Genomic DNA, 22,555 nt, shown 5'->3' on the forward strand with positions numbered 1-22,555 from the left:
TTCTAAGATGTAGGGGTGTAGCTCAATTGGCAGAGCGTCGGTCTCCAAAACCGAAGGTTGTAGGTTCGATTCCTACCGCCCCTGCCACCGTCAAGGCCGCAGGGCACCGAAAGTAAATCAAAAGTATGTCTAATCATTCCGTACAAACAGTAAGTACCTCCAATGACAAATATAAAGTCATTTTGGCTGGTGCTGCAGTCGTTTCTGGAATTGCTGCTTTTTACATTCTCGCTGGTCAGTCGACTTGGGTTCGGGTTGTTGCTCTTCTGGCGGGCTTGGTTGTTGCTGTCGGACTGCTTGCAATCTCCGAAGTTGGTCGTAATTTTTTTGATTTCGCTAAAGAATCTGTTCGTGAAACAAAAAAGGTTGTCTGGCCTACGCGCAAAGAAGCCGGTCAGATTACGGCAGTGGTGTTTGGTTTTGTATTGGTCATGGCGATCTTTCTCTGGGGGACGGATAAGTTTCTCGAGTTTTTGTTGTATGACGTAATTCTTGGATGGAAAAAATAATGAGCGATAACATTCAGGAAAACGAGCAAGGTACAGCGCCTGAGGTGTCTGTGCCTAAAAGCGCTAAAAGATGGTATGCCGTTCACGCCTACTCAGGCATGGAGAAAAGTGTGCACCGTGCTCTGGTGGAGCGTATTGAGCGCGCTGAAATGCAAGATCTGTTCGGTCGCATTCTTGTGCCAACAGAGGAAGTGATTGAAGTTCGCAATGGTCGTAAAGTAGTGACTGAGCGCCGTTTATTTCCAAGCTATGTATTCGTTGAAATGGATATGACGGACGATACATGGCATCTGGTAAAAAATACCAGCAAAGTGACTGGCTTTATTGGTGGTAAGTCGAATAAGCCTGCGCCGATTCCTCAGCATGAAGTAGATAAAATTCTGCAGCAAATGCAGGATGGCGTTGAGAAGCCAAGGCCAAAAGTATTGTATGAAGTTGGTGAAGTTGTACGTATTAAGGAAGGCCCGTTCACTGATTTCAACGGAAACGTTGAAGAAGTTAATTACGAGAAATCCAAAGTGCGTGTAACAGTGACGATTTTTGGTCGCGCTACACCAGTTGAGTTGGAATTTGCTCAGGTTGAAAAAGTCTGAGAGTAGCAATCGTTGATCAGTACGAAAAAAAGCAATTTTTGAAACTGAGAAGTAAGCAGAGGAGCCTGACTTAGTTAATAGCCTTGTCAGGCGCTAACACTCAATTAATGAAGGAGCCAACATGGCAAAGAAAATTATTGGTTTTATCAAGCTGCAAGTGCCAGCTGGTAAAGCAAATCCATCCCCACCAATCGGTCCAGCTCTGGGTCAACGTGGTTTGAACATCATGGAATTCTGTAAAGCATTTAATGCACAGACTCAAGGTGTTGAGCCAGGTATGCCGATTCCTGTCGTGATCACTGCATTTGCGGATAAGTCTTTCACTTTCGTGATGAAGACTCCACCAGCAACTTATATGATCAAAAAAGCTGCAGGTATCACTAAAGGTTCAGCTAAACCTCACACTGATAAAGTTGGTAGCATCACACGTAAGCAAGCTGAAGAGATCGCGACTACTAAGCGCGCAGATCTGACAGCAGCTGATATGGACGCAGCAGTGCGTACTATCGCTGGTTCCGCTCGCTCTATGGGCATCACGGTGGAGGGTCTGTAATGGCTAAGTTATCTAAAAAAGCAAAGTTGCTCGCAACTAAAGTAGATCGTCTGAAAGTGTACCCGTTTGACAATGCTATCGCATTGATCAAAGAATGTGCTACTGCGAAATTCAACGAATCTATCGACGTTTCTGTTCAACTCGGTGTTGATCCTAAGAAATCTGACCAAGTTGTTCGTGGCGCAGTTGTGTTGCCAGCTGGTACAGGTAAAACAGTACGTGTAGCGGTATTCGCTCAAGGTTCAAAAGCTGAAGAAGCTAAAGCAGCCGGTGCAGATATCGTTGGTATGGAAGATCTGGCAGAGCGCGTTAAAGCTGGCGATATGCCATTTGACGTTGTGATCGCATCTCCAGATACTATGCGTATCGTTGGTACTTTAGGTCAGGTTCTGGGTCCACGTGGCCTGATGCCAAATCCGAAAGTTGGTACTGTGACTCCTGACGTTGCTACTGCAGTTAAAAATGCAAAAGCAGGTCAAGTACAATACCGTACAGACAAAGCAGGTATTATTCACACTACTATCGGTCGTAAGTCTTTTGCTGATGGTGATCTGAAGTCGAATCTGGTTGCATTGATTGATGCACTGAACAAAGCTAAACCAGCGACAAGCAAAGGTGTTTACCTGCGTAAGATTTCTATCTCATCTACGATGGGTGCGGGCGTACGCGTTGATCACGCTAATCTCGGTTAAGTAAAAAATTAAGTCCTCATGCTGTATTGCATGAGGCGTATCTTTGGGCTGGATATCTTGAGTAATCAGGATATTCAGAGTGTCAAAGACCGTTGGGCTTGTTACTTTGTTACAAGTTAAACATCTGCGGAGTAATTTGCAGAACCCAACGCAGATGGTGTACCCGAACAAGTTTTGTAGTGATTACTGGTCCCCCAGTGAAACTCCTAACTTCGGACGCCGTGTTCGAAACGATGTGAGGGAAGTGCATCATCCTGATGTGCAGACTGAATATCATTAATGGAGGTTGACCGTGAGTCTCAATCTGAATGACAAAAAAGCCGTCGTCGCTGAAGTCTCTGCAAAAGTAGCAACTGCTCAGACTATCGTCGTGGCTGAATATCGTGGCATCCAGGTCGGTCATTTGACGCAATTACGTGCTAACGCACGTGCTCAAGGCGTATACATGCGTGTGTTGAAAAACACACTCGCACGTCGCGCTGTTGAGGGAACTGCATTTGCCAGCCTCGCTTCTGAAATGACCGGTCCGTTGATCTATGCGATCTCGGAAGATGCTGTTGCTGCTGCTAAAGTCGTTCAAGACTTTGCAAAAAGCAATGACAAACTGGTTATCAAAGCGGGTAACTATGCAGGCAAATCGCTGGATAAAGCTGGCGTTGTTGCATTGGCAAGCATCCCAAGCCGCGAAGTATTGTTGGCGCAAGTCGTAGGTATGATGCAGGCTCCTGTATCTGCTTTCGCACGTGCTCTGGCCGCCGTGGCAGCAAAGAAAGAAACAGAAGCTGCGTAATGCACTGATGTTTCCGTCAAATACCGTATCAATGTAATTAATTAATTGGAGTTTCAAATGGCAATTAGCAAAGACGATATCCTGGAAGCCGTAGGCGCGATGTCCGTAATGGACCTGAACGATCTGGTTAAAGCTTTCGAAGAAAAATTTGGTGTGTCCGCTGCTGCAGTTGCAGCTGGTCCTGCTGCTGGTGGCGGTGCTGCTGCAGCTGCTGAAGAACAAACAGAATTCAACGTAATTCTGGCTGAAGTTGGCGCGAACAAAGTTGGCGTCATTAAAGCAGTTCGTGAAATCACAGGTCTGGGCTTGAAAGAAGCTAAAGATCTGGTTGATGGCGCACCTAAAGCAGTTAAAGAAGGTGTTGCTAAAGCTGACGCTGAAGCCGCTAAGAAAAAGCTTGAAGAAGCTGGCGCTAAAGTCGACGTTAAGTAATACAGTATTAAGGCAAATCTGCGGATTTGCCGAAGTCAAAGGCAGGAATCCTCTCGAAAGAGAGGGTTCCTCTTTGGCTTCTTTGTCGTTCAGGGTTGTTTAGCTGTTTATTAAGACCGAGGGCTGAGACTTGAGGTTTTTTGTCGCAGAGTTGAATTAATTTTGTGACAGGAATCCTGAATTCTCCATCCTTCCTTGTCACTCACGGAGTGTCCATGCACTACTCATTTACTGAGAAGAAGCGTATTCGTAAATCTTTTGCGAAGCGCGCCAACGTCCACAACGTTCCGTTCTTATTGGCGACTCAAATCGAGTCGTACCAAAGCTTTTTACAAGAAGACAGAACAGCGGCAAACCGCAAAAATGAGGGCTTGCAGTCAGCCTTCACTTCGATTTTTCCTATCGTTTCACACAATGGATTCGCTCGTCTCGAATTCTTGTCCTATGTTTTAGGTGATCCTGCTTTTGACGTCAAGGAATGTCAATTGCGTGGACTTACCTATGCGTCACCATTGCGTGCAAAAGTACGTCTGGTGATTCTGGATAAAGAATCGCCGACTAAGCCTGTCGTTAAAGAAATGAAAGAACAGGAAGTCTACATGGGCGAATTGCCTTTGATGACGACGACGGGTTCTTTTGTTGTTAACGGTACCGAGCGTGTGATAGTTTCCCAGTTGCATCGTTCGCCAGGTGTGTTCTTTGAACATGATCGCGGCAAAACGCATTCTTCCGGTAAATTGTTGTTCTCGGCAAGGATCATTCCTTACCGTGGTTCATGGCTGGATTTCGAGTTTGACCCGAAAGATATCCTGTTCTTCCGTATTGACCGCCGCCGTAAGATGCCAGTAACGATCTTGTTGCGTGCTATCGGCATGAGCAACGAACAGATCCTGGCAAACTTCTTTGTTTTCGATAATTTCAACCTGCATGCAGATGGCGCAGAGATGGAATTTGTCGCTGAGCGTTTGCGCGGTGAAGTTGCGCGTTTCGACATCGCTGACAAATCCGGCAAAGTGATTGTTGCTAAGGATAAGCGTATCAATGCTAAGCATGTACGTGAAATCGAGGCGGGTGGAATCAAGCATATTTCCGTACCTGAAGATTATCTGCTTGGTCGCGTGTTGGCAAAAAATATTATCGACGCTGATACTGGCGAAGTGATTGCGAATGCCAACGACGAGTTGACAGAGGAATTGCTGGCGCGTTTGCGCGATGCACGTGTGACTGATATTCAGACTCTGTACACAAATGATCTGGATCAGGGTGCTTATATTTCTCAGACCTTGCGTACTGACGACACTTCGGATCAGATGGCTGCCCGTGTTGCGATTTATCGCATGATGCGTCCTGGCGAACCTCCAACAGAAGATTCCGTTGAAGCATTGTTCAATGGTTTGTTCTATAGCGAAGACCGTTACGATCTGTCTGCTGTCGGTCGCATGAAGTTCAACCGCCGTATCGGTCGTGATGAACTGACAGGCGCGATGACACTGTCGAACGAAGATGTATTAGCCGTAATCAAGATTCTGGTAGAACTGCGCAATGGTCGCGGTGAAGTCGATGATATCGATCACTTGGGTAATCGTCGTGTACGTTGCGTCGGTGAATTGGCTGAGAATCAGTTCCGTGCTGGTCTGGTACGTGTAGAGCGTGCAGTGAAAGAGCGTCTGGGTCAGGCTGAAGCCGACAACCTGATGCCGCATGACCTGATCAACTCCAAGCCTATCTCTGCTGCGATTCGTGAGTTCTTCGGTTCTTCACAATTGTCTCAGTTTATGGATCAGACTAACCCATTGTCCGAGATCACGCATAAGCGTCGTATTTCCGCTCTGGGGCCTGGTGGTTTGACACGTGAGCGCGCTGGCTTTGAAGTCCGCGACGTTCATCCAACTCACTATGGTCGTGTTTGCCCGATTGAAACTCCTGAGGGACCAAACATTGGTCTGATCAATTCGCTGGCGTTGTATGCACGTCTAAACGAATACGGTTTCCTGGAAACGCCATACCGTAAAGTGGTTGACAGCAAAATCACGAATCAGATCGACTACCTTTCCGCGATTGAAGAGGGTCGTTACATCATCGCTCAGGCGAATGCGACGATCGATGGCGAAGGCAAACTGATTGATGAACTGGTTTCCGCGCGTGAAGCTGGCGAAACGATCCTGGTATCCCCGGAACGTATCCAGTACATGGACGTGGCAACTGGCCAGGTCGTTTCTGTTGCGGCATCGCTGATTCCATTCCTCGAACACGATGATGCGAACCGTGCGTTGATGGGTGCCAACATGCAACGTCAGGCAGTTCCTTGCTTGCGTCCGGAAAAAGCATTTGTCGGTACAGGTATTGAACGTACTGTTGCAGTTGACTCCGGTACAACAGTACAGGCATTGCGTGGCGGTAAAGTTGATTATATCGATGCGGGCCGTATCGTTATTCGTGTGAATGATGCTGAAGCGCAGGCTGGTGAAGTCGGTGTGGATATTTACAACCTCATCAAATACACACGTTCTAACCAAAATACAAATATCAACCAACGTCCGATCGTTAAAGTCGGTGATGTGGTTGCTAAAGGCGACGTACTGGCTGACGGCGCATCGACAGATATGGGTGAGCTGGCTCTTGGTCAGAACATGCTGGTCGCGTTCATGCCATGGAACGGTTATAACTTCGAAGATTCGATCCTGATCTCTGAAAAAGTGGTCGCTGACGACCGCTATACATCGATTCATATCGAAGAGTTGTCTGTTGTTGCCCGTGATACTAAGTTGGGTGCCGAAGAAATCACACGTGATATCTCGAATCTGGCAGAAAACCAACTGGCTCGTCTGGATGAGTCCGGTATCGTCTACATCGGCGCTGAGGTAACAGCTGGTGATACTCTGGTCGGTAAAGTGACGCCAAAAGGTGAAACTCAGCTGACACCGGAAGAAAAACTGTTGCGCGCGATTTTCGGTGAGAAAGCGTCTGACGTCAAAGATACGTCCCTGCGCGTGCCTTCAGGCATGGTAGGTACAGTCATCGACGTGCAAGTGTTCACTCGCGAAGGCATCCAACGCGACAAACGTGCACAGCAAATTATCGATGATGAATTGAAGCGTTATCGCCTCGATCTGAACGATCAGTTGCGTATTGTTGAAGGCGATGCGTTTGAACGTCTGGAACGTATGCTTGACGGTAAGATTGCCGATGGTGGCCCAGCCAAACTGGCGAAAGGCACGAAACTGACCAAAGAATATCTGGCAAGTATAGACAAATACCACTGGTTCGATATTCGTCTGGCATCGGACGAAGCAGCGAATGCTCTGGTCGCGATCAAAGATTCTATCGCTGAGAAGCGTCACCAGTTTGATCTGGCTTTCGAAGAAAAACGTACCAAACTGACGCAAGGCGATGAATTGCCGCCAGGCGTACAGAAAATGGTCAAGGTCTATCTGGCTGTTAAACGTCGTCTGCAACCAGGTGACAAAATGGCGGGTCGTCACGGTAATAAGGGTGTGGTTTCCCGTATCGTGCCTATCGAAGATATGCCATACATGGCCGACGGTACTCCTGCAGACATCGTATTGAACCCATTGGGTGTTCCTTCACGTATGAACGTGGGTCAGGTTCTGGAAGTACATCTGGGTTGGGCCGCAAAAGGTCTGGGCTTGCGTATCGGCGAAATGCTGAAGGCAAAAGCCAAGGTCGAAGAGCTGCGTGAATTCTTGAAAAAGATTTACAACGAATCCGGCAAAACAGAAGATCTGGACAGCTTCACCGATACAGAAATTCTGGAATTGACGAATAACCTGAAAAATGGTGTGCCGTTTGCAACGCCAGTGTTTGACGGTGCGGATGAAGAGGAAATTCGTCGCATGCTGGATCTGGCTTTCCCTGACCATATCGCGCAGCACCTCGGTATGACACCATCGAAAAACCAGGTTACTTTGTACGATGGCCGTACTGGTGAAGCGTTTGAACGTAAAGTCACACTGGGTTACATGCATATGTTGAAACTGCATCATCTGGTTGATGATAAAATGCATGCCCGTTCGACTGGTCCTTACTCTCTGGTGACTCAACAGCCATTGGGCGGTAAAGCACAGTTCGGTGGTCAGCGTTTCGGTGAGATGGAGGTTTGGGCTCTCGAAGCATACGGCGCGTCTTATGTCTTGCAAGAGATGTTGACCGTCAAGTCCGATGACGTGAATGGTCGTACGAAAGTGTACGAAAATCTCGTTAAGGGCGACCACGTGATTGACGCTGGTATGCCGGAATCGTTCAACGTTCTGGTCAAAGAGATCCGCTCTCTGGGTATCGATATCGATCTCGAACGCGATTAATTGTAATTAAGTAGTAAAACCATCGCCCGAACGAGTTTCGGGCGTTGGTCATTCAGCTAGCCAGCAGTTTGGAAGCGAGTTCGTTCCCGGTATGAGCGGAACCAGTGTCGACAGACCTGGCTCTCCCGCTGATGCGAACAGGGTAAGGCGAAAGACCTTCTGTTGCAGCACCATTCAGCCACCAAGCGTGAATTTCAAAGTAAATTGCGCGCTTCACTGGAGTGATATACATGAAAGCCCTGCTCGATCTATTCAAGCAAGTCCAACCTAACGAACAATTCGACGCGATCAAAATTGGTCTGGCGTCTCCTGAAAAAATTCGTTCCTGGTCCTACGGCGAAGTTAAAAAGCCGGAAACCATCAACTATCGTACTTTCAAGCCTGAGCGCGACGGTTTATTCTGCGCCAAAATTTTTGGCCCTATCAAAGATTACGAATGCCTGTGCGGTAAATACAAACGTCTGAAGCACCGTGGCGTGATTTGTGAAAAGTGCGGCGTTGAAGTCACACTGGCGAAAGTGCGTCGTGAACGCATGGGTCACATTGAGCTGGCATCGCCAACAGCGCATATCTGGTTCCTGAAATCTCTGCCATCCCGTCTGGGTATGGTGCTCGACATGACATTGCGCGATATCGAACGCGTTTTGTATTTTGAAGCATACGTTGTGACCGATCCTGGCATGACACCGCTGAAAAAATGCCAGATCATGTCGGAAGACGACTACGCTGCTAAATACGAAGAATACGGCGATGAATTCACCGCATTCATGGGCGCAGAAGGTATCCGTGAATTGCTGCGTTCGATTGATATCGACCGTGATGCTGAAACTTTGCGTGTAGAACTCAAAGAATCCAAATCTGAAGCCAAGATCAAGAAATATGCAAAACGTCTGAAAGTACTCGAAGCGTTCCAACGCTCCGGTATCAAACCAGACTGGATGATCATGGAAGTGTTGCCAGTGTTGCCGCCAGAGCTGCGCCCATTGGTACCGCTGGACGGTGGCCGTTTTGCGACTTCCGATCTGAATGATCTGTATCGTCGCGTGATTAACCGTAATAACCGTTTGAAGCGCCTGATGGAATTGCGCGCTCCGGAAATCATTACGCGTAATGAAAAGCGTATGTTGCAAGAAGCAGTCGATTCATTGTTAGACAATGGTCGTCGTGGTAAGGCAATGACTGGTGCGAACAAGCGTCCATTGAAATCTCTGGCTGAGATGATCAAAGGTAAAGGCGGTCGTTTCCGTCAGAACTTGCTGGGTAAGCGCGTCGATTACTCTGGTCGTTCCGTTATCGTGGTTGGTCCGCAACTGAAATTGCATCAATGCGGTCTGCCAAAATTGATGGCCTTGGAACTGTTCAAACCATTCATTTTCAATAAACTGGAATTGATGGGTCTGGCAACAACGATCAAGGCAGCGAAAAAACTGGTTGAAATTCAAGAACCAGTCGTCTGGGATATTCTGGAAGAAGTGATCCGCGAACATCCGATTATGCTGAACCGTGCGCCAACTTTGCACCGTTTGGGTATTCAGGCGTTTGAACCAGTGTTGATCGAAGGTAAAGCGATCCAGTTGCATCCACTCGTCTGCGCGGCTTTCAATGCCGACTTCGACGGTGACCAGATGGCGGTTCACGTGCCTTTGTCTATCGAAGCGCAGATGGAAGCCCGCACATTGATGCTGGCGTCTAACAATATTCTGTTCCCATCCAATGGCGAACCGTCTATCGTGCCTTCTCAGGATATCGTGTTGGGTCTGTACTACGCGTCTCGCGAAGCCATTAACGGCAAGGGCGAAGGCATGATGTTCCCTGACGTTTCAGAAGCGATCCGCGCCTGGGACAATAAGGAAGTCGAGCTGGCAACACGCGTGACTGTCCGTATTACGGAATATCCGAAAGATCCGGCAACTGGTGAATTCGTTAAAACGATCAAACGTTACGAAACCACAGTTGGTCGTGCGATTTTGTCAGAAATTCTGCCAAAAGGTTTACCATTCACCGTGCTGAACCGCGCGTTGAAGAAAAAAGAAATTTCCAAACTGATCGATACATCGTTCCGTAAGTGCGGCCTGCGCGCTACCGTTGTGTTTGCCGATCAACTGATGCAAATGGGTTTCCGCCTCGCGACACGCGCCGGTATCTCTATCTGTATCGATGACATGTTGGTACCGCCACAAAAAGTGACTTTGCTGGCAGCGGCTGAGCACGAAGTGAAACAGATCGAGCAGCAATATGCGTCCGGTCTGGTGACGGCTGGTGAGCGTTACAATAAAGTGGTCGATATCTGGGGCAAAACCGGTGATGAAGTCGGTAAGGCCATGATGGAGCAACTGAAAGTGGAACCAGTCACACGCCGCGACGGCACAGTCGGTACGCAAGAATCGTTTAACGCGATTTATATGATGGCCGACTCTGGTGCGCGTGGTTCTGCTGCGCAGATTCGTCAGCTGGCCGGTATGCGTGGTCTGATGGCGAAACCAGATGGCTCCATTATCGAAACACCGATTACCGCGAACTTCCGCGAAGGTCTGAACGTTCTTCAGTACTTTATTTCTACGCACGGTGCACGTAAAGGTCTGGCAGATACGGCGTTGAAAACAGCGAACTCCGGTTACCTGACACGTCGTCTGGTTGACGTGACGCAGGATCTGGTCGTGGTTGAGGACGATTGCGGTACAAGCAATGGTTCTTCGATGAAAGCGCTGGTCGAAGGTGGTGAAGTTAACGTGCCTCTGCGCGACCTGATCCTGGGCCGTGTTTCTGCTAACGATATCGTGAATCCTGAAACGCAGGAAACACTGTACGAAGCAGGTACTTTGCTGGATGAAGTTGCGGTTGAACGTATCGAAGCACTGGGCATTGATGAAGTCAAAGTACGTACGCCACTGACTTGTGACACACGTTACGGTCTGTGCGCAATGTGTTACGGACGTGATCTGGGTCGCGGTATGATGGTGAATGCTGGTGAAGCAGTCGGTGTTATCGCTGCGCAGTCCATCGGTGAACCAGGTACACAGTTGACGATGCGTACGTTCCACATCGGTGGTGCGGCTTCCCGTGCAGCAGTGGCATCTTCCGTTGAAGCAAAATCCAACGGTACGATTCGTTTCACAGCAACGATGCGTTATGTGACGAACGGTAAGGGTGATCAGATCGTGATTTCCCGTTCCGGTGAAGTATTGATCACTGACGACCACGGTCGTGAACGTGAACGCCATAAAGTACCTTACGGTGCCACGCTGATCGTGAAAGACGGTATGGTGATCAAGGCTGGTACTGCACTGGCAACATGGGATCCGCTGACACGTCCTATCATTACCGAATACACAGGTACTGTGAAGTTCGAAAACGTCGAAGAAGGCGTAACTGTTGCGAAACAGGTTGATGAAGTGACTGGCTTGTCCACACTGGTGGCGATCGATGCGAAACGTCGTGGTAGTGCAGCAGGTAAAACACTGCGCCCACAGGTTAAGCTGTTGAACGAACAAGGTGAAGAGGTCAAGATCTCCGGCACTGAACATGCGGTGACAATCGGCTTCCAGGTTGGCGCGCTGATTACGGTGAAAGATGGTCAGCAAGTACACGTTGGTGAAGTTCTGGCGCGTATCCCGACTGAATCACAAAAAACCCGTGATATTACCGGTGGTCTGCCACGCGTTGCTGAATTGTTCGAAGCACGTTCACCAAAAGATGCAGGTATGCTGGCTGAGGTAACTGGTACGGTTGCATTTGGTAAAGAAACCAAAGGTAAGCAACGTCTGGAAATCACCGACATGGACGGTGAGAAACACGAATTCCTGATTACCAAAGACAAACAAGTCCTGGTGCATGATGGTCAGGTTGTGAACAAAGGTGAGATGATTGTTGACGGCCCGGCTGATCCACAAGACATCCTGCGTTTGCTGGGTATCGAAGCGTTGGCACGTTACATCGTTGATGAAGTGCAGGACGTGTACCGCTTACAAGGCGTTAAGATCAATGACAAGCACATTGAAGTGATCGTGCGTCAGATGTTGCGTCGTGTGGTTGTGGTGAATCCAGGTGATGCGAACTACATCGTCGGTGAACAAGTTGAACGTTCTGACCTGTTAGGTGAAAACGATCGCGTGGTCGCTGCTGGCGGTATTCCTGCAACGTATGAAAATATCTTGCTGGGTATTACCAAAGCGTCTCTGTCGACTGATTCCTTCATCTCGGCAGCGTCCTTCCAGGAAACAACCCGCGTTCTGACAGAAGCAGCGATCATGGGCAAGAAAGATACCCTGCGCGGCCTGAAAGAAAACGTCATCGTGGGTCGCCTGATTCCTGCTGGTACCGGTCTGGCATTCCACCGCGCCCGCAAGTTGAAAGAAACCTGGGAAGCGGATGAACGTCACGCGTTGCTGGAAGCAGAAAAAGCAGTCTTCGCTCCTGCTCCAGAAGCAACAACTGATGTGCATGAAGGCGACGCGTAAGCGTAGCTGAAAGAATAAAAACGGCACCGAAGCTTAGTCTCCGGTGCCGTTTTTTTATAGAGATAGGACTGTCGCAAAACTGCCCCAGCGGCGTTATGGCTCCTCGCCGTACTACTCGTACTGCCTTCGTCGCCATGGTGTAGCCAGGGTTTCAGGCAACATGTTGCCTGCTGGCGAAACAGACATCGCTTACCAGCGATGTTTCCCAAAGCAGAAAAAAGCTTTTTAGCCTTGCCGGGGCAAATTGCGTCAGCCCTAAGAGAATGAGATTCAGCGTAGCCCATCGCAGTGTTGTCAGTTGCTGTTACCCCTAACCGTACTGCACCAGAGGCTGACGTCTGAAGCAAGGTTCATAAAAATTTAAATTTTCACGACGAATACAGACTCATGCCAGATCAATGCCTGACCACAACGCCTGCAAGCAGCCGTACTGATGATATTCAGCTCAATATCACTGCGGAGAAGATCCTCGTGTTGCGTGACGCGTTTGGTATGTTGGCAGATGTTGAAGTTGTCGCGGAAACCGGCTCGACGAATGCTGATCTGCTGTCCCGATTGGGCGAATTGAATAAGCCGCTGTTGCGCGTTGCCTTGCATCAGACTGCCGGCCGCGGGCGCGCAGGTCGCAGCTGGCAATCGGTGCCGGGTGGCATGCTGATGTTTTCGCTTGCCTGGCCATTGAGCCGGGAGACACACGCACTGATGGGATTGCCGTTGGCGGTTGGCGTTGCTATTGCAGACGTATTACAGGCACTCGATTTACCAGTGCAACTGAAGTGGCCGAATGATATTTTACGCGACGGAAAAAAGCTGGCAGGTATACTGATCGAAAGTGCCGCCCAAAAAAATGGCGGCACCTGGATTGTGGCTGGTATCGGCCTGAATCTGCAGTTGCCCGAGGCATTTGAAGCCAGCCTGGGGCGTGCAGTTGCAGATGCGCCGTGGCTGGCACGGATGGATAGAAATGCTTTGCTTGCGCATTTGCTGAACGCCCTCGCAAAAGCTTTCGAGCAGTTCGATCAGCACGGTTTTTCTGCGTTTCAGGCGCGTTGGAATGCGCTGCATGCCTACGCGAATCAGGAGGTGCAGATCATTGACCACGGCCAGATACTGCAGCGTGGTATCGCCACCGGGGTCGATGTCAGCGGCCGTCTGCTGCTGCAAACTGCCAATGGGCAAATACCCGTACTCGCAGGCGATGTCTCGTTGAGACCAGTCGATACTGTTTGAGATACCCCCTGAGATTGCACAAACAATGAAAGAAGAATAGACATGCTATTACTGATTGATGCCGGTAATACCCGCATCAAATGGGGCATCCCCCAGTTAGCGACAGCGTTGACTAACACGTTACCAGACTGGCTGGCCATGGATTCTGTTGCCCATACAGAGATTGCCACCCTGGCGGAGCGCTGGCATCAATATCCTGTCACCAGAGTGCTGGTGTCGAATGTCGCGGGTGAGGGTGTGAAAGCGCAGCTCAACGATATACTGGTGCGTATTTTCCCCGCGCTGCAACCATATTGGCTGGCGTCGCAAGCGGAGTTGGCCGGTCTGCAAAACCATTATCGTCATCCGCAGCAATTGGGTTGTGATCGTTTTATCTCTGCGATTGCGGCGCATTATCTGTATCCGCAACAGAATCTGATTGTGGCAACCTGCGGTACTGCGACGACGGTCGATGCGGTCAGTGTGGATGGTGTGTTCACTGGCGGTATGATTTTGCCGGGCTTGAAACTGATGGCGGAATCGCTGGCTCGCAATACAGCACAATTGCCGCAGGTTGCAGAAAGCATCAGGGTCCATCAACCATTTGCCGATAACACTGATCAGGCGATCGTCAGCGGTTGTATACATGCGCAGACTGGTGCGATCACACTGGCTTATCAAGCCTTCGCCGAGGAACAGAAAACAGCGGTGACGTGTCTGATCTCCGGCGGTGCCGCGCCTTATCTGTTGCCCCATCTGGATTTTGATTGCCAGCATATCCCCAATCTTGTCTTGACTGGACTGTATGTCGTGGCACAATCAAGCCCGAGCTGAATTCACCTACTTATCATCATGCTGCGATTTTTTTTCTGGAGTTTATTGGTCTTGAACGCATTTGCGCTGGCGTTCAATCTTGGCTGGCTGGGACATTGGTCATTGGAGACGCATGAGCCGGAACGCCTGAAAAAACAGCATCATGTCGATGAACTGGTACAGATTTCCGCCAGCGCAGCGATGACCGCGGCAGAGCCCGTGCCGGAAAAAAAAGCTGAAATCATCGCTTGTCTGGAAATCGGGAATTTTCCTCAGGCCGAGGCACCGAAGATAGAAGAGAAGTTAAAGACGCTGGCTTTGGGTGATAGACAGTCAAGGCTGAATGTCAGCGATATCGGCACCCACATGGTGTACATCCCGTCTCAGGGCAGCAAAGATGGTGCGGATAAGAAAGTAGGTGAATTGCGCCGTATCGGCATTACTGATTTCTTCGTGATACAGGAACAAGGCACCTTACATTGGGGAATTTCACTCGGCATTTTCAAGACTGAAGAAGCGGCGAAATTGCATCTGGCCAATCTGAATAATAAAGGGGTACGCACCGCCCGCATCATGCCGCGTACAGTGACCACCTCCAAATTTGCCTATCAGCTACGGGCGCTGAATGGGGATGAAAAGACGAAGTTTGATGCGATCAAGGCACAATTCCCTGCACAGGAAACCCGCAATTGCCAGAATACGGCCTATAGCAAAAGCTGATCTTCATTCGCATTTTGAACAGTGGTTTTTATGATCTGATGAAGCGCCCGCCGTGGCGCTTTTTTATCACCTTTTGTCCCCGAGACGCAAAGCTAAGTAGTATTTGCTCTTTATCCTTTTCTGATTAAAATCTCACCACCTATTCTCATAATATGAGAATGCAGACTTGATATTCCGGAGTCTGCTGTTAGCATGGCATAGCTTCTTTTGAAATGTCAGCGATGATCAACTTTTTTCCTTCTGCACCTGTACATGATGTCCGGTTCGATGTGCCATCCGGTGAGCGGGTGTTGCAGGTTCTGGCTTGCGTCGCGCGCGCAGGGCAGGCACTCAGCGCCAGAGAATTGGCTGCACAAACCGGAATACCGCTGAGCAGCTTGTACCGGCAAATTGCCATGCTCAAAAAGTGGGGACTGTTGCAGGAACATGTGCACAACGGGCAGGTAGCCCAGAGCGGATTATATGAGCCTGGGCCAATGGCGGTACAGCTTGCGTGGGGCTTCGATCATCATTCCCATCTGATGCAGCAAGCGCGCGAAGAAATGCAGCAATTACTGGAGCGATCCGGCGAAAGCGTAGGCTTATTAATTTACTTGCATGGGCAGGTAATTTGTCTCGATATGCTGGAAAGTCCGCAGGCTTTACGCTGTTCGTTCACGCGTGGCAGCACAGGGCCGACGGCGCGCGGCGCATCGGCCAAAGCCTTATTGGCCAGCTTGCCGCCCGCCGTGTTGGATGCCCAACTGGCGACTCAGCAATTAGATGATGCACGCGTCGCTAAGCTGAAACAACAACTGCAAGAGATCGCCCGGCAAGGATATGCGGTCAGTCAGGATGAAGTCGACATCGGCGTCTGGGGCGTCAGCGTGCCGGTGATGTCAGGCACGACGAAGGCCGAGGCGACCCTGTCACTGATGGCGCCGACCAGCCGCGCCCTGCCGCGTAGCGATGAATTGATACGGCTGACGCAGGCGGCTGCGGCCAAGATCAGTCAGCGTCTGCGTATCGAAAGCCGTATCTGAATCTGAACAAACTATATCGACAGTGCCGTTACCATCGCTAACATTACCTCTATCGTCTTAGCCATTTTTGAAAGCGTCCCATGTATCCCGCATTCCATTTTCAACCAGGCAGCACGCCTTTACTGATTTCCATGCCGCATGTCGGAACAACGATACCAGCCGAAGTCGCCGCGCAGATGCTGCCAGTGGCGCAAGAGAAAGCGGATACCGACTGGCATTTAGCTTTGCTTTACAACATGGCGCAGGAGCTGGGCGCATCAACGCTGATAGCGGAGCATTCGCGCTATGTGATTGATCTGAATCGTGCGCCGGATAATGCGAATCTGTATCCGGGGCAGGATACGACAGGCCTGTGTCCCGTCGATACGTTTGCCAAACAGCCTTTGTATCTGCCGGATCAGCTACCGACGGACGCTGAAATTCAGCGACGCATCCAAACGTACTGGCAACCATATCACCAGCAATTGCAAGCAGAACTTGCCCGCTTGCAGCGTCAGCATCGCAGAGTGGTGTTGTGGGATGCCCACTCCATTCCATCGGTCGTGCCGCGCTTTTTTGATGGCAGATTACCTGATCTGAATTTTGGTACCGCCGATCAGAAATCCTGCGCCCCCGCATTACAGCAAAGGCTGGCGGCCTGCTTGCAATATTCCGCTGATGCGCAGCGCTATAGCCATGTATTCAATGGTCGATTTAAGGGCGGTTATATCACGCGCCAGTACGGACAACCCGCACAGCACATTCACGCAGTGCAATTGGAAATGAGCCAGCGCATGTATATGAACGAAGCCGCGCCGTATGCGTATCGCCCCGATCTGGCACAGCAGGTGCAGGGTCTGTTGCGGCAATTGCTGCAGCAGTGCATAGACTGGGCGAATGAAACGGAGGCGGCATGACCACGCTGTTTGCGCGCAATGCGTTTTTGCCGCAAGGCTGGACAAAGAATGTCCGCCTGCAGTGGGATGCGCAGGGCGATATTCAAAGCATAGAAAACGATGCCACCGTCAGACCCGGCGAACCGCAGGCGACTTACGTGTTACCTGGCATGTGCAATCTGCATTCCCACGCATTCCAGCGCGCGATGGCGGGCATGACCGAAATCGCCGGTGACAGCAAAGACAGTTTCTGGACCTGGCGCGATCTCATGTATCGCTACGCGCTGCACATCACGCCAGAGCAGATACAGGCGATTGCCGCACAACTGTATGCAGAATGTCTGCGCCACGGTTACACCGCTGTGTGCGAATTCCATTATCTGCACCGTGACCCTGCGGGTAAGATGTATGCAAATCCGGCGGAAATGGCGCAACGCCTGATCGCTGCTGCCAGTCAGAGCGGCATCGGCATGACTATGCTGCCGGTGTTGTATAGCTATGCTGACTTCCATGCAAAGCCGCTGCGTGATGATCAACGTCGCTTTGCAACGAGTGTCGATGACATATTGCTGCTGGTACAAAATCTGGAAGCCAGCCGCAGTCATCAGGTGGAAGTTGGCGTTGCGCCGCATTCACTGCGTGCGGCCAGCATAGGCCAGATACGTGAGCTGCAACAGGCAATGCCTGTCGGGCGGCCAGTGCATATCCATATCGCAGAGCAGATCAAAGAAGTTGAGGCTTGTCTTGCTGCCAGCGGCCAGCGCCCGGTCGAATTGCTGCTGGATACCGGGCTCGTCGATCAGCGCTGGTGCCTCGTGCATGCAACGCATCTGACGTCAACTGAAGTCGCCGGCATCGCCGCCAGCGGTGCCGTGGCTGGACTTTGCCCGACCACCGAAGCGAATCTGGGTGATGGCTTTTTCGATTTGCCGGATTACGTCGCCGCCGGTGGCCGTTTCGGTATCGGCAGCGACAGCCATGTTTCGCACAGCGTGGTCGAAGAATTGCGCTGGCTGGAATATGGCCAGCGTCTGCGTCTGCAAGGTCGTAATATTGCCAGCAACGCGCAGCAAAAAAAGGTGGGCGATTTTCTGTGGCAATCAGCGCTGCAAGGCGGCGCGCAAGCCAGCGGGCGCAGGCTGGGCAAACTCGCTTCCGGTTATCGTGCCGACTTCATTGTGCTCGACGATGCGCATCCGAATCTGGCCGGAATTTCCAGCAGCGATGTCCTGAATACCTGGATCTTTGCCGGAAACGATACGCTGGTGCGTGACGTTTATGTCGGTGGAAAACAAGTCGTCAGCAATGGCCGCCACTGCCATCAAGCGCAGATAGAAAGCGCCTATGTCAATTGCATGCGCGAGTTGCGCAGGCTGTGATTTTGCATTTTCCGTTGTTGGACGTGAAAAATATACTGGGGGGAGTATTTTTAAACCTCCTTATTTTATGCTGAGATTAAGGCTGTTTTTGTGCATACTCCCCCAATTTTCAGTCAATGAACAAGGTCGATGCGCAATCAATATGCCACTATTTCTCAGGGGGAATGTCCGTGGCGACAGGCGTTTGCTCCAGTACCAGACGCATTGTTTGTTCCAGTAAAGCGGAATCCGGACGCAGCGGTTCAGGCACGCCGACGGCCTGAAATCCTTCCCGGAGATAGAGTCGCATTGCGGCGCTGTCGCCGCATGTCACCCCTAATTGAACAAGCTTGGCGCGTCTGGATCTCGCCCAGAGAATTGCTGCTCTGAGCAGCGCCGCTGCCATACCTTGTCCCCGATATTCTGGTGCCACCCACACCTGAAAAATATTGACGACGGAAGTATCAGTGGCATCCTCTTTCGCCCACAGCAAACCAGCAAATTCATTTTTAATGCCCGAGATTTCCGCTATTAACGGGCGATCTTTTCCTGAGCTTGTTGCCAGTAAGAGTCGTGTTGCCCAGACATCGTCAGGACGATCTTTTTCTGCGGCGAGTGTGCTGCCAAAGGCGTCTGGCGCATCGGCAAGAGAGCGAAGTCTGATCTGCCGATATTGTTGCCATTCGTGTGCGGTTAAGGGACGTACGGTGTAAGACGTGGGTGAAGATGTCATCGGTTGATCTCAGGTGCAAGGGATGTGTCGCTGCTTGGTTTTTCGTGCAACGCCGCTGCACAGGAGCAGGTTAGTATTCCTGCCAGACAAAACCAATCTACTGGCAAGCGGTGGAGCCGAAGTAAGCGAAAGTCAGGCGAATCAAGCCAGCATTGAAGTGTCTGTGGCGCACTAATTCGTCGCGAAAGAATAAATATACTCCCTCCCAGTATTTCCAGACATCCTTATTTCATAAAGAGATAAGGATGAAAAAGCCACATACTCCCCATTTTTATTGATATTGTCGATGAACTTCAGCGATCTTCTTGAGGGGGAATTCACGCTATTTTTATTGACCACATTCTGCATTTCGTCGGCGTATTCATCGTTTCGTCACAAACTCTCGCAAAACAATGAAAATTTGTTATGCTTCATTTCTCGTTTAATAAGAGAACAAGCATTTTCTGTCCTAACGAGGTGCATGCAAAACCGCCTTTCCGGCGTGATGGTGCATCAGTGGTACTGATCGCTGTTATCGATGTCAGCCTGACATCAGAGATCAGAGAAATAGAAGAGAAAAGTTCAGAAGTAGTGAAGTTGACCGTTTAACGACTAATGGAATAAATCAATGAAACTCAAACCAATTTGCCTTGCATTTGCCCTCGCGTTTACTGCTGCGACTGCAATGCCTACCCTTGCAGCAGCGCCAAAAGCGGTTGTTGCAGCAAAAGCGACTGCGTACACCAGTGTTGAAGGCATCACGGAATACCGTTTGCCTAACGGCTTGCGCGTATTGCTGGCACCGGATGCATCAAAACCAACCACCACCGTCAATGTGACTTATCTTGTTGGTTCACGCCATGAAAGTTACGGCGAAACAGGTATGGCGCATTTGCTTGAGCACATGGTGTTCAAGGGTACCAAAGACCGTGGCAACATCATGCAAGAGCTGGGCAAGCGCGGCATGCAGTTCAATGGCACCACGTCTTACGATCGCACCAATTACTTCGAAACCTTCCCTGCCAGTGAAGATAATCTGAAATGGGCGCTGGAAATGGAAGCCGACCGCATGGTCAATTCCAAAGTGGCGCGGGTTGATCTCGATACCGAATTTTCCGTGGTCCGCAATGAAATGGAAATCGGTGAAAACAATCCGATTGGCGTACTCTGGAAGCAGTTGAGTGCCGCCACTTTCGACTGGCACAACTATGGTCACAGCACCATCGGTGCACGCTCTGACGTCGAGGGTGTGAAAATTACTAACCTGCAGGCGTTTTACCGTAAGTTCTATCAGCCGGATAATGCTGTGCTGATGGTGGCCGGTAAATTCGATCCGGCAAAAACGCTGGCGCTGATCGAAAAATCCTTTGGTGTCATCGCCAAACCGACACGTGAACTGAGCAACACCTGGACCCGCGAAGCACCACGCGACGGTACGCGTGAGGTAACAGTACGCCGCGTCAGCGATCAGCAACTGGCTGCCGTACTGTATCCGACATCATCAGGCAGTCATACCGATGCTGTTGCAGTATCTGCGTTAGGCGAGATTCTTGGTTCGGCACCCAATGGCCGTTTGTATAAAAAACTGGTGGAAAGCAAAAAGGCGGTGAGTGTCGAAGACGTGCCTTTCCAGCTGGCAGAGCCTGGCTACATCATGTTCCTCGGTATCATTAGCAAAGATCAGAATGTGGCTGACGTTAAAGCAGGTCTGATTGAAACAGTCGAAGGGCTGGCGCAAGAACCAGTCACCGAAGCTGAATTGAAACGGGCGAAAACCAATCTGCTGAATACTTTGGAAAAAATCAACAATGATCCGCAACGTCTGTGCGTCAGTATGTCTGAATCGATCGCGCTGGGTGACTGGCGCATGTTTTTCGTAAAACGTGATCGCATTGAGGCGCTGACAGTTGCTGATGTACAGCGCGTCGCGCAAAATTACTTTAAAGCCGATAACCGCAGTTACGGTCAGTTCCTGCCAGTGGCAAAACCTGATCGCGCCGAAATTCCGGCGGCACCGGACGTTGCCAAACTGGTAGAGGGTTACAAAGGCCGTGCGACTGTAGCGGCAGGCGAAACTTTCGATGCAACCGCTGCCAATATCGATAAGCGCACAGAAAAACTGACGCTGAAAAATGGTGCGAAAGTCGCGTTGTTGAGTAAAAAAACACGCGGTGAAACCGTGAATGGCAATCTGAGTCTGCATTTCGGCGATGAAAAATCCCTGTTCGGCAAAGTCGCTGTTGCCGATCTGACTGCGGATATGCTGATGCGCGGTTCGGGAAAATTTACCCGTGCCGAACTCGATACCAAACTCGGTGAGCTGAAAGCTAAATTACGTATTTCCGGTGCAGGTCAGAATCTGAATGTCAGCTTTGACACCGTGCGCGCCAATCTGCCTGCCTTGCTAGATCTGCTGCGTGACGTTCTGCGTGCACCGACTTTCCCGCAATCTGAATTCGATTTGCTGGTCAAAGAAAATCTGACGCAGATAGAATCTGGTAAAAACGAGCCACAAGCCGTTGCAACACGTGCGATGGGCGCTTTGAAAAACAGTCTGTATAAAAAAGGCGATATTCGTTATCAGTCTTCTTTCAATGAAGCGATGGAAGAATACAGCACTGCAAAACTCGACAGCGTCAAAGATTTCTACAAAACCTTCTATGGTGCAAACAGTGCCGAGTTTTCTCTGGTCGGTGATTTTGATGCGGCAGAAGTCAAAACGAAACTGGCCACGGTGCTTGGCGACTGGAATAGTCCAGCGAAGTATGTTCGTGTTCCCAGCCTGAATCTGAATGCAAACGGGCAAGCGAACAGCATAGAAACTCCGGACAAAGCGAATGCGTTTTATCTGGCATCACTGCCGTTTGAACTCGATGACCAGTCGCCTGATTATCCAGCGTTGCGCGTTGCCAATAATATCCTCGGTGGTGGTATCAAATCACGTCTGTTCAATCGCCTGCGTCAGAAAGAAGGCATCAGCTACGGTGCCGGCAGTTCACTGAGCGTGCCGAGTCTGGACAAAAACGCAGCGGTTGTTTTGTACGCAATGTACGCACCGCAAAATCTGGCGAAATTACAAACCGGCGTGAAAGAAGAGCTGGCTTTGTTAGTCAAAGATGGCGTGACGGCAGCAGAGTTGGCGGACGCGAAGCAGTCTATCGCACAGGAAGGCAATATCCGCCGTGCGCAAGATCCGGCATTGGCAGGCAACCTGCGCGGCCAGTTATATGTTGGTCGCTCTATGGCATTTGATGCTGAGGTCGAAGCGAAAATTGCCGCACTGACGCTGGACGATGTGAATGCGGTGATACGCAAATACGTGAAACCAGACAGTTTTGCCCATTTCTATGTCGGCGATTTTGCTGGCGCAGCGAAAAAAGCAGCAGCCGCGAAGTAAGTTTTTTTGAGGGCATAACGCGACAGAAAATTCTGCTCGCGTAACTGTCAGTGGAAATATAAAAAAAGCGCAGTGTGATTTTTCACACTGCGCTTTTTTAC

General features: G+C 50.2%; 16 protein-coding genes and 1 tRNA gene. 16 read left to right on the plus strand and 1 reads right to left on the minus strand.

The window, feature by feature from the left end; translation table 11 throughout:
* Nucleotides 1–11 precede the first annotated feature (11 nt).
* The 15 genes from H8K26_RS02290 to H8K26_RS02360 all read left to right on the plus strand — a co-directional run bounded on the left by H8K26_RS02290 (nt 12) and on the right by H8K26_RS02360 (nt 18,366).
* Nucleotides 12–87 (plus strand) — tRNA-Trp (locus H8K26_RS02290).
* Nucleotides 88–125: 38 nt separating this feature from the next.
* Nucleotides 126–509 (plus strand): preprotein translocase subunit SecE, encoded by a 384-nt coding sequence (gene secE, locus H8K26_RS02295; RefSeq protein WP_186886080.1) that lies wholly within the window; start codon nt 126–128, stop codon nt 507–509.
* Nucleotides 509–1,102 (plus strand): transcription termination/antitermination protein NusG, encoded by a 594-nt coding sequence (gene nusG / locus H8K26_RS02300; RefSeq protein ID WP_186886081.1) that lies wholly within the window; start codon nt 509–511, stop codon nt 1,100–1,102. The genes secE and nusG overlap by 1 nt, the downstream gene beginning before the upstream one ends.
* Before the next feature lie 121 nt (nt 1,103–1,223).
* A complete protein-coding gene (gene rplK, locus H8K26_RS02305; protein WP_186886082.1) occupies nt 1,224–1,655 on the plus strand; it encodes a 50S ribosomal protein L11 in 432 nt (143 codons plus the stop codon).
* A complete protein-coding gene (rplA, locus tag H8K26_RS02310) occupies nt 1,655–2,347 on the plus strand; it encodes a 50S ribosomal protein L1 (protein WP_190477072.1) in 693 nt (230 codons plus the stop codon). Before rplK ends, rplA begins: the two co-directional genes overlap by 1 nt.
* Before the next feature lie 292 nt (nt 2,348–2,639).
* Nucleotides 2,640–3,137 (plus strand): 50S ribosomal protein L10, encoded by a 498-nt coding sequence (gene rplJ / locus H8K26_RS02315; protein WP_186886084.1) that lies wholly within the window; start codon nt 2,640–2,642, stop codon nt 3,135–3,137.
* A 57-nt stretch (nt 3,138–3,194) separates the two neighbouring features.
* Nucleotides 3,195–3,569, plus strand: a complete 375-nt coding sequence (gene rplL, locus H8K26_RS02320) for a 50S ribosomal protein L7/L12 (protein ID WP_186886085.1) — start codon at nt 3,195–3,197, stop codon at nt 3,567–3,569.
* A 215-nt stretch (nt 3,570–3,784) separates the two neighbouring features.
* The gene (gene rpoB / locus H8K26_RS02325) at nt 3,785–7,891 is read left to right on the plus strand and encodes a DNA-directed RNA polymerase subunit beta (protein WP_190477074.1); all 4,107 of its coding nucleotides are present in this window, start codon (nt 3,785–3,787) and stop codon (nt 7,889–7,891) included.
* 230 nt (nt 7,892–8,121) lie between these two features.
* Complete coding sequence (rpoC, locus tag H8K26_RS02330; RefSeq protein ID WP_190477076.1) at nt 8,122–12,348, plus strand: DNA-directed RNA polymerase subunit beta'; 4,227 nt, start codon at nt 8,122–8,124, stop codon at nt 12,346–12,348.
* Nucleotides 12,349–12,735: 387 nt separating this feature from the next.
* On the plus strand, nt 12,736–13,578 hold the full coding sequence (locus tag H8K26_RS02335; RefSeq protein ID WP_223826794.1) for a biotin--[acetyl-CoA-carboxylase] ligase: 843 nt from the start codon (nt 12,736–12,738) through the stop codon (nt 13,576–13,578).
* Nucleotides 13,579–13,620: 42 nt separating this feature from the next.
* Nucleotides 13,621–14,391: a type III pantothenate kinase gene (locus H8K26_RS02340; protein WP_190477078.1), complete on the plus strand. Its 771-nt coding sequence runs from the start codon at nt 13,621–13,623 to the stop codon at nt 14,389–14,391.
* Nucleotides 14,392–14,442: 51 nt separating this feature from the next.
* Nucleotides 14,443–15,090 (plus strand): SPOR domain-containing protein, encoded by a 648-nt coding sequence (locus tag H8K26_RS02345; RefSeq protein WP_186896243.1) that lies wholly within the window; start codon nt 14,443–14,445, stop codon nt 15,088–15,090.
* A 221-nt stretch (nt 15,091–15,311) separates the two neighbouring features.
* On the plus strand, nt 15,312–16,112 hold the full coding sequence (locus H8K26_RS02350; RefSeq protein WP_190477079.1) for an IclR family transcriptional regulator: 801 nt from the start codon (nt 15,312–15,314) through the stop codon (nt 16,110–16,112).
* Nucleotides 16,113–16,192: 80 nt separating this feature from the next.
* Nucleotides 16,193–17,008, plus strand: coding sequence for an N-formylglutamate deformylase (gene hutG, locus H8K26_RS02355; protein WP_190477080.1), 816 nt, complete (start codon nt 16,193–16,195; stop codon nt 17,006–17,008).
* Nucleotides 17,005–18,366, plus strand: a complete 1,362-nt coding sequence (locus H8K26_RS02360; RefSeq protein WP_190477081.1) for a formimidoylglutamate deiminase — start codon at nt 17,005–17,007, stop codon at nt 18,364–18,366. Before hutG ends, H8K26_RS02360 begins: the two co-directional genes overlap by 4 nt.
* Before the next feature lie 148 nt (nt 18,367–18,514).
* Here H8K26_RS02360 and H8K26_RS02365 read toward each other — a convergent pair whose 3' ends face one another.
* Nucleotides 18,515–19,078, minus strand: coding sequence for a GNAT family N-acetyltransferase (locus tag H8K26_RS02365; protein ID WP_190477082.1), 564 nt, complete (start codon nt 19,076–19,078; stop codon nt 18,515–18,517).
* A 607-nt stretch (nt 19,079–19,685) separates the two neighbouring features.
* Here H8K26_RS02365 and H8K26_RS02370 point away from each other — a divergent pair.
* Nucleotides 19,686–22,454, plus strand: a complete 2,769-nt coding sequence (locus H8K26_RS02370; protein ID WP_190477083.1) for a M16 family metallopeptidase — start codon at nt 19,686–19,688, stop codon at nt 22,452–22,454.
* Nucleotides 22,455–22,555 lie beyond the last annotated feature (101 nt).

Origin of the sequence: Cognatundibacterium aquatile (assembly GCF_014699135.1) — a bacterium.
Classification (GTDB): Bacteria; Pseudomonadota; Gammaproteobacteria; order Burkholderiales; family Burkholderiaceae_D; genus Undibacterium; species Undibacterium aquatile.

Excerpts from the sequence above, each read along its gene's own strand:
- H8K26_RS02335 (WP_223826794.1), top strand. The coding sequence starts at position 12,736 with ATGCCAGATCAATGCCTGACCACAACGCCTGCAAGCAGCCGTACTGAT.
- H8K26_RS02360 (WP_190477081.1), top strand. The coding sequence starts at position 17,005 with ATGACCACGCTGTTTGCGCGCAATGCGTTTTTGCCGCAAGGCTGGACA.
- rpoC (WP_190477076.1), top strand. The coding sequence starts at position 8,122 with ATGAAAGCCCTGCTCGATCTATTCAAGCAAGTCCAACCTAACGAACAA.
- rplA (WP_190477072.1), top strand. The coding sequence starts at position 1,655 with ATGGCTAAGTTATCTAAAAAAGCAAAGTTGCTCGCAACTAAAGTAGAT.
- rplL (WP_186886085.1), top strand. The coding sequence starts at position 3,195 with ATGGCAATTAGCAAAGACGATATCCTGGAAGCCGTAGGCGCGATGTCC.
- H8K26_RS02350 (WP_190477079.1), top strand. The coding sequence starts at position 15,312 with ATGATCAACTTTTTTCCTTCTGCACCTGTACATGATGTCCGGTTCGAT.
- rplK (WP_186886082.1), top strand. The coding sequence starts at position 1,224 with ATGGCAAAGAAAATTATTGGTTTTATCAAGCTGCAAGTGCCAGCTGGT.
- H8K26_RS02340 (WP_190477078.1), top strand. The coding sequence starts at position 13,621 with ATGCTATTACTGATTGATGCCGGTAATACCCGCATCAAATGGGGCATC.
- H8K26_RS02370 (WP_190477083.1), top strand. The coding sequence starts at position 19,686 with ATGAAACTCAAACCAATTTGCCTTGCATTTGCCCTCGCGTTTACTGCT.
- H8K26_RS02365 (WP_190477082.1), bottom strand. The coding sequence starts at position 19,078 with ATGACATCTTCACCCACGTCTTACACCGTACGTCCCTTAACCGCACAC.
- rpoB (WP_190477074.1), top strand. The coding sequence starts at position 3,785 with ATGCACTACTCATTTACTGAGAAGAAGCGTATTCGTAAATCTTTTGCG.
- secE (WP_186886080.1), top strand. The coding sequence starts at position 126 with ATGTCTAATCATTCCGTACAAACAGTAAGTACCTCCAATGACAAATAT.
- hutG (WP_190477080.1), top strand. The coding sequence starts at position 16,193 with ATGTATCCCGCATTCCATTTTCAACCAGGCAGCACGCCTTTACTGATT.
- nusG (WP_186886081.1), top strand. The coding sequence starts at position 509 with ATGAGCGATAACATTCAGGAAAACGAGCAAGGTACAGCGCCTGAGGTG.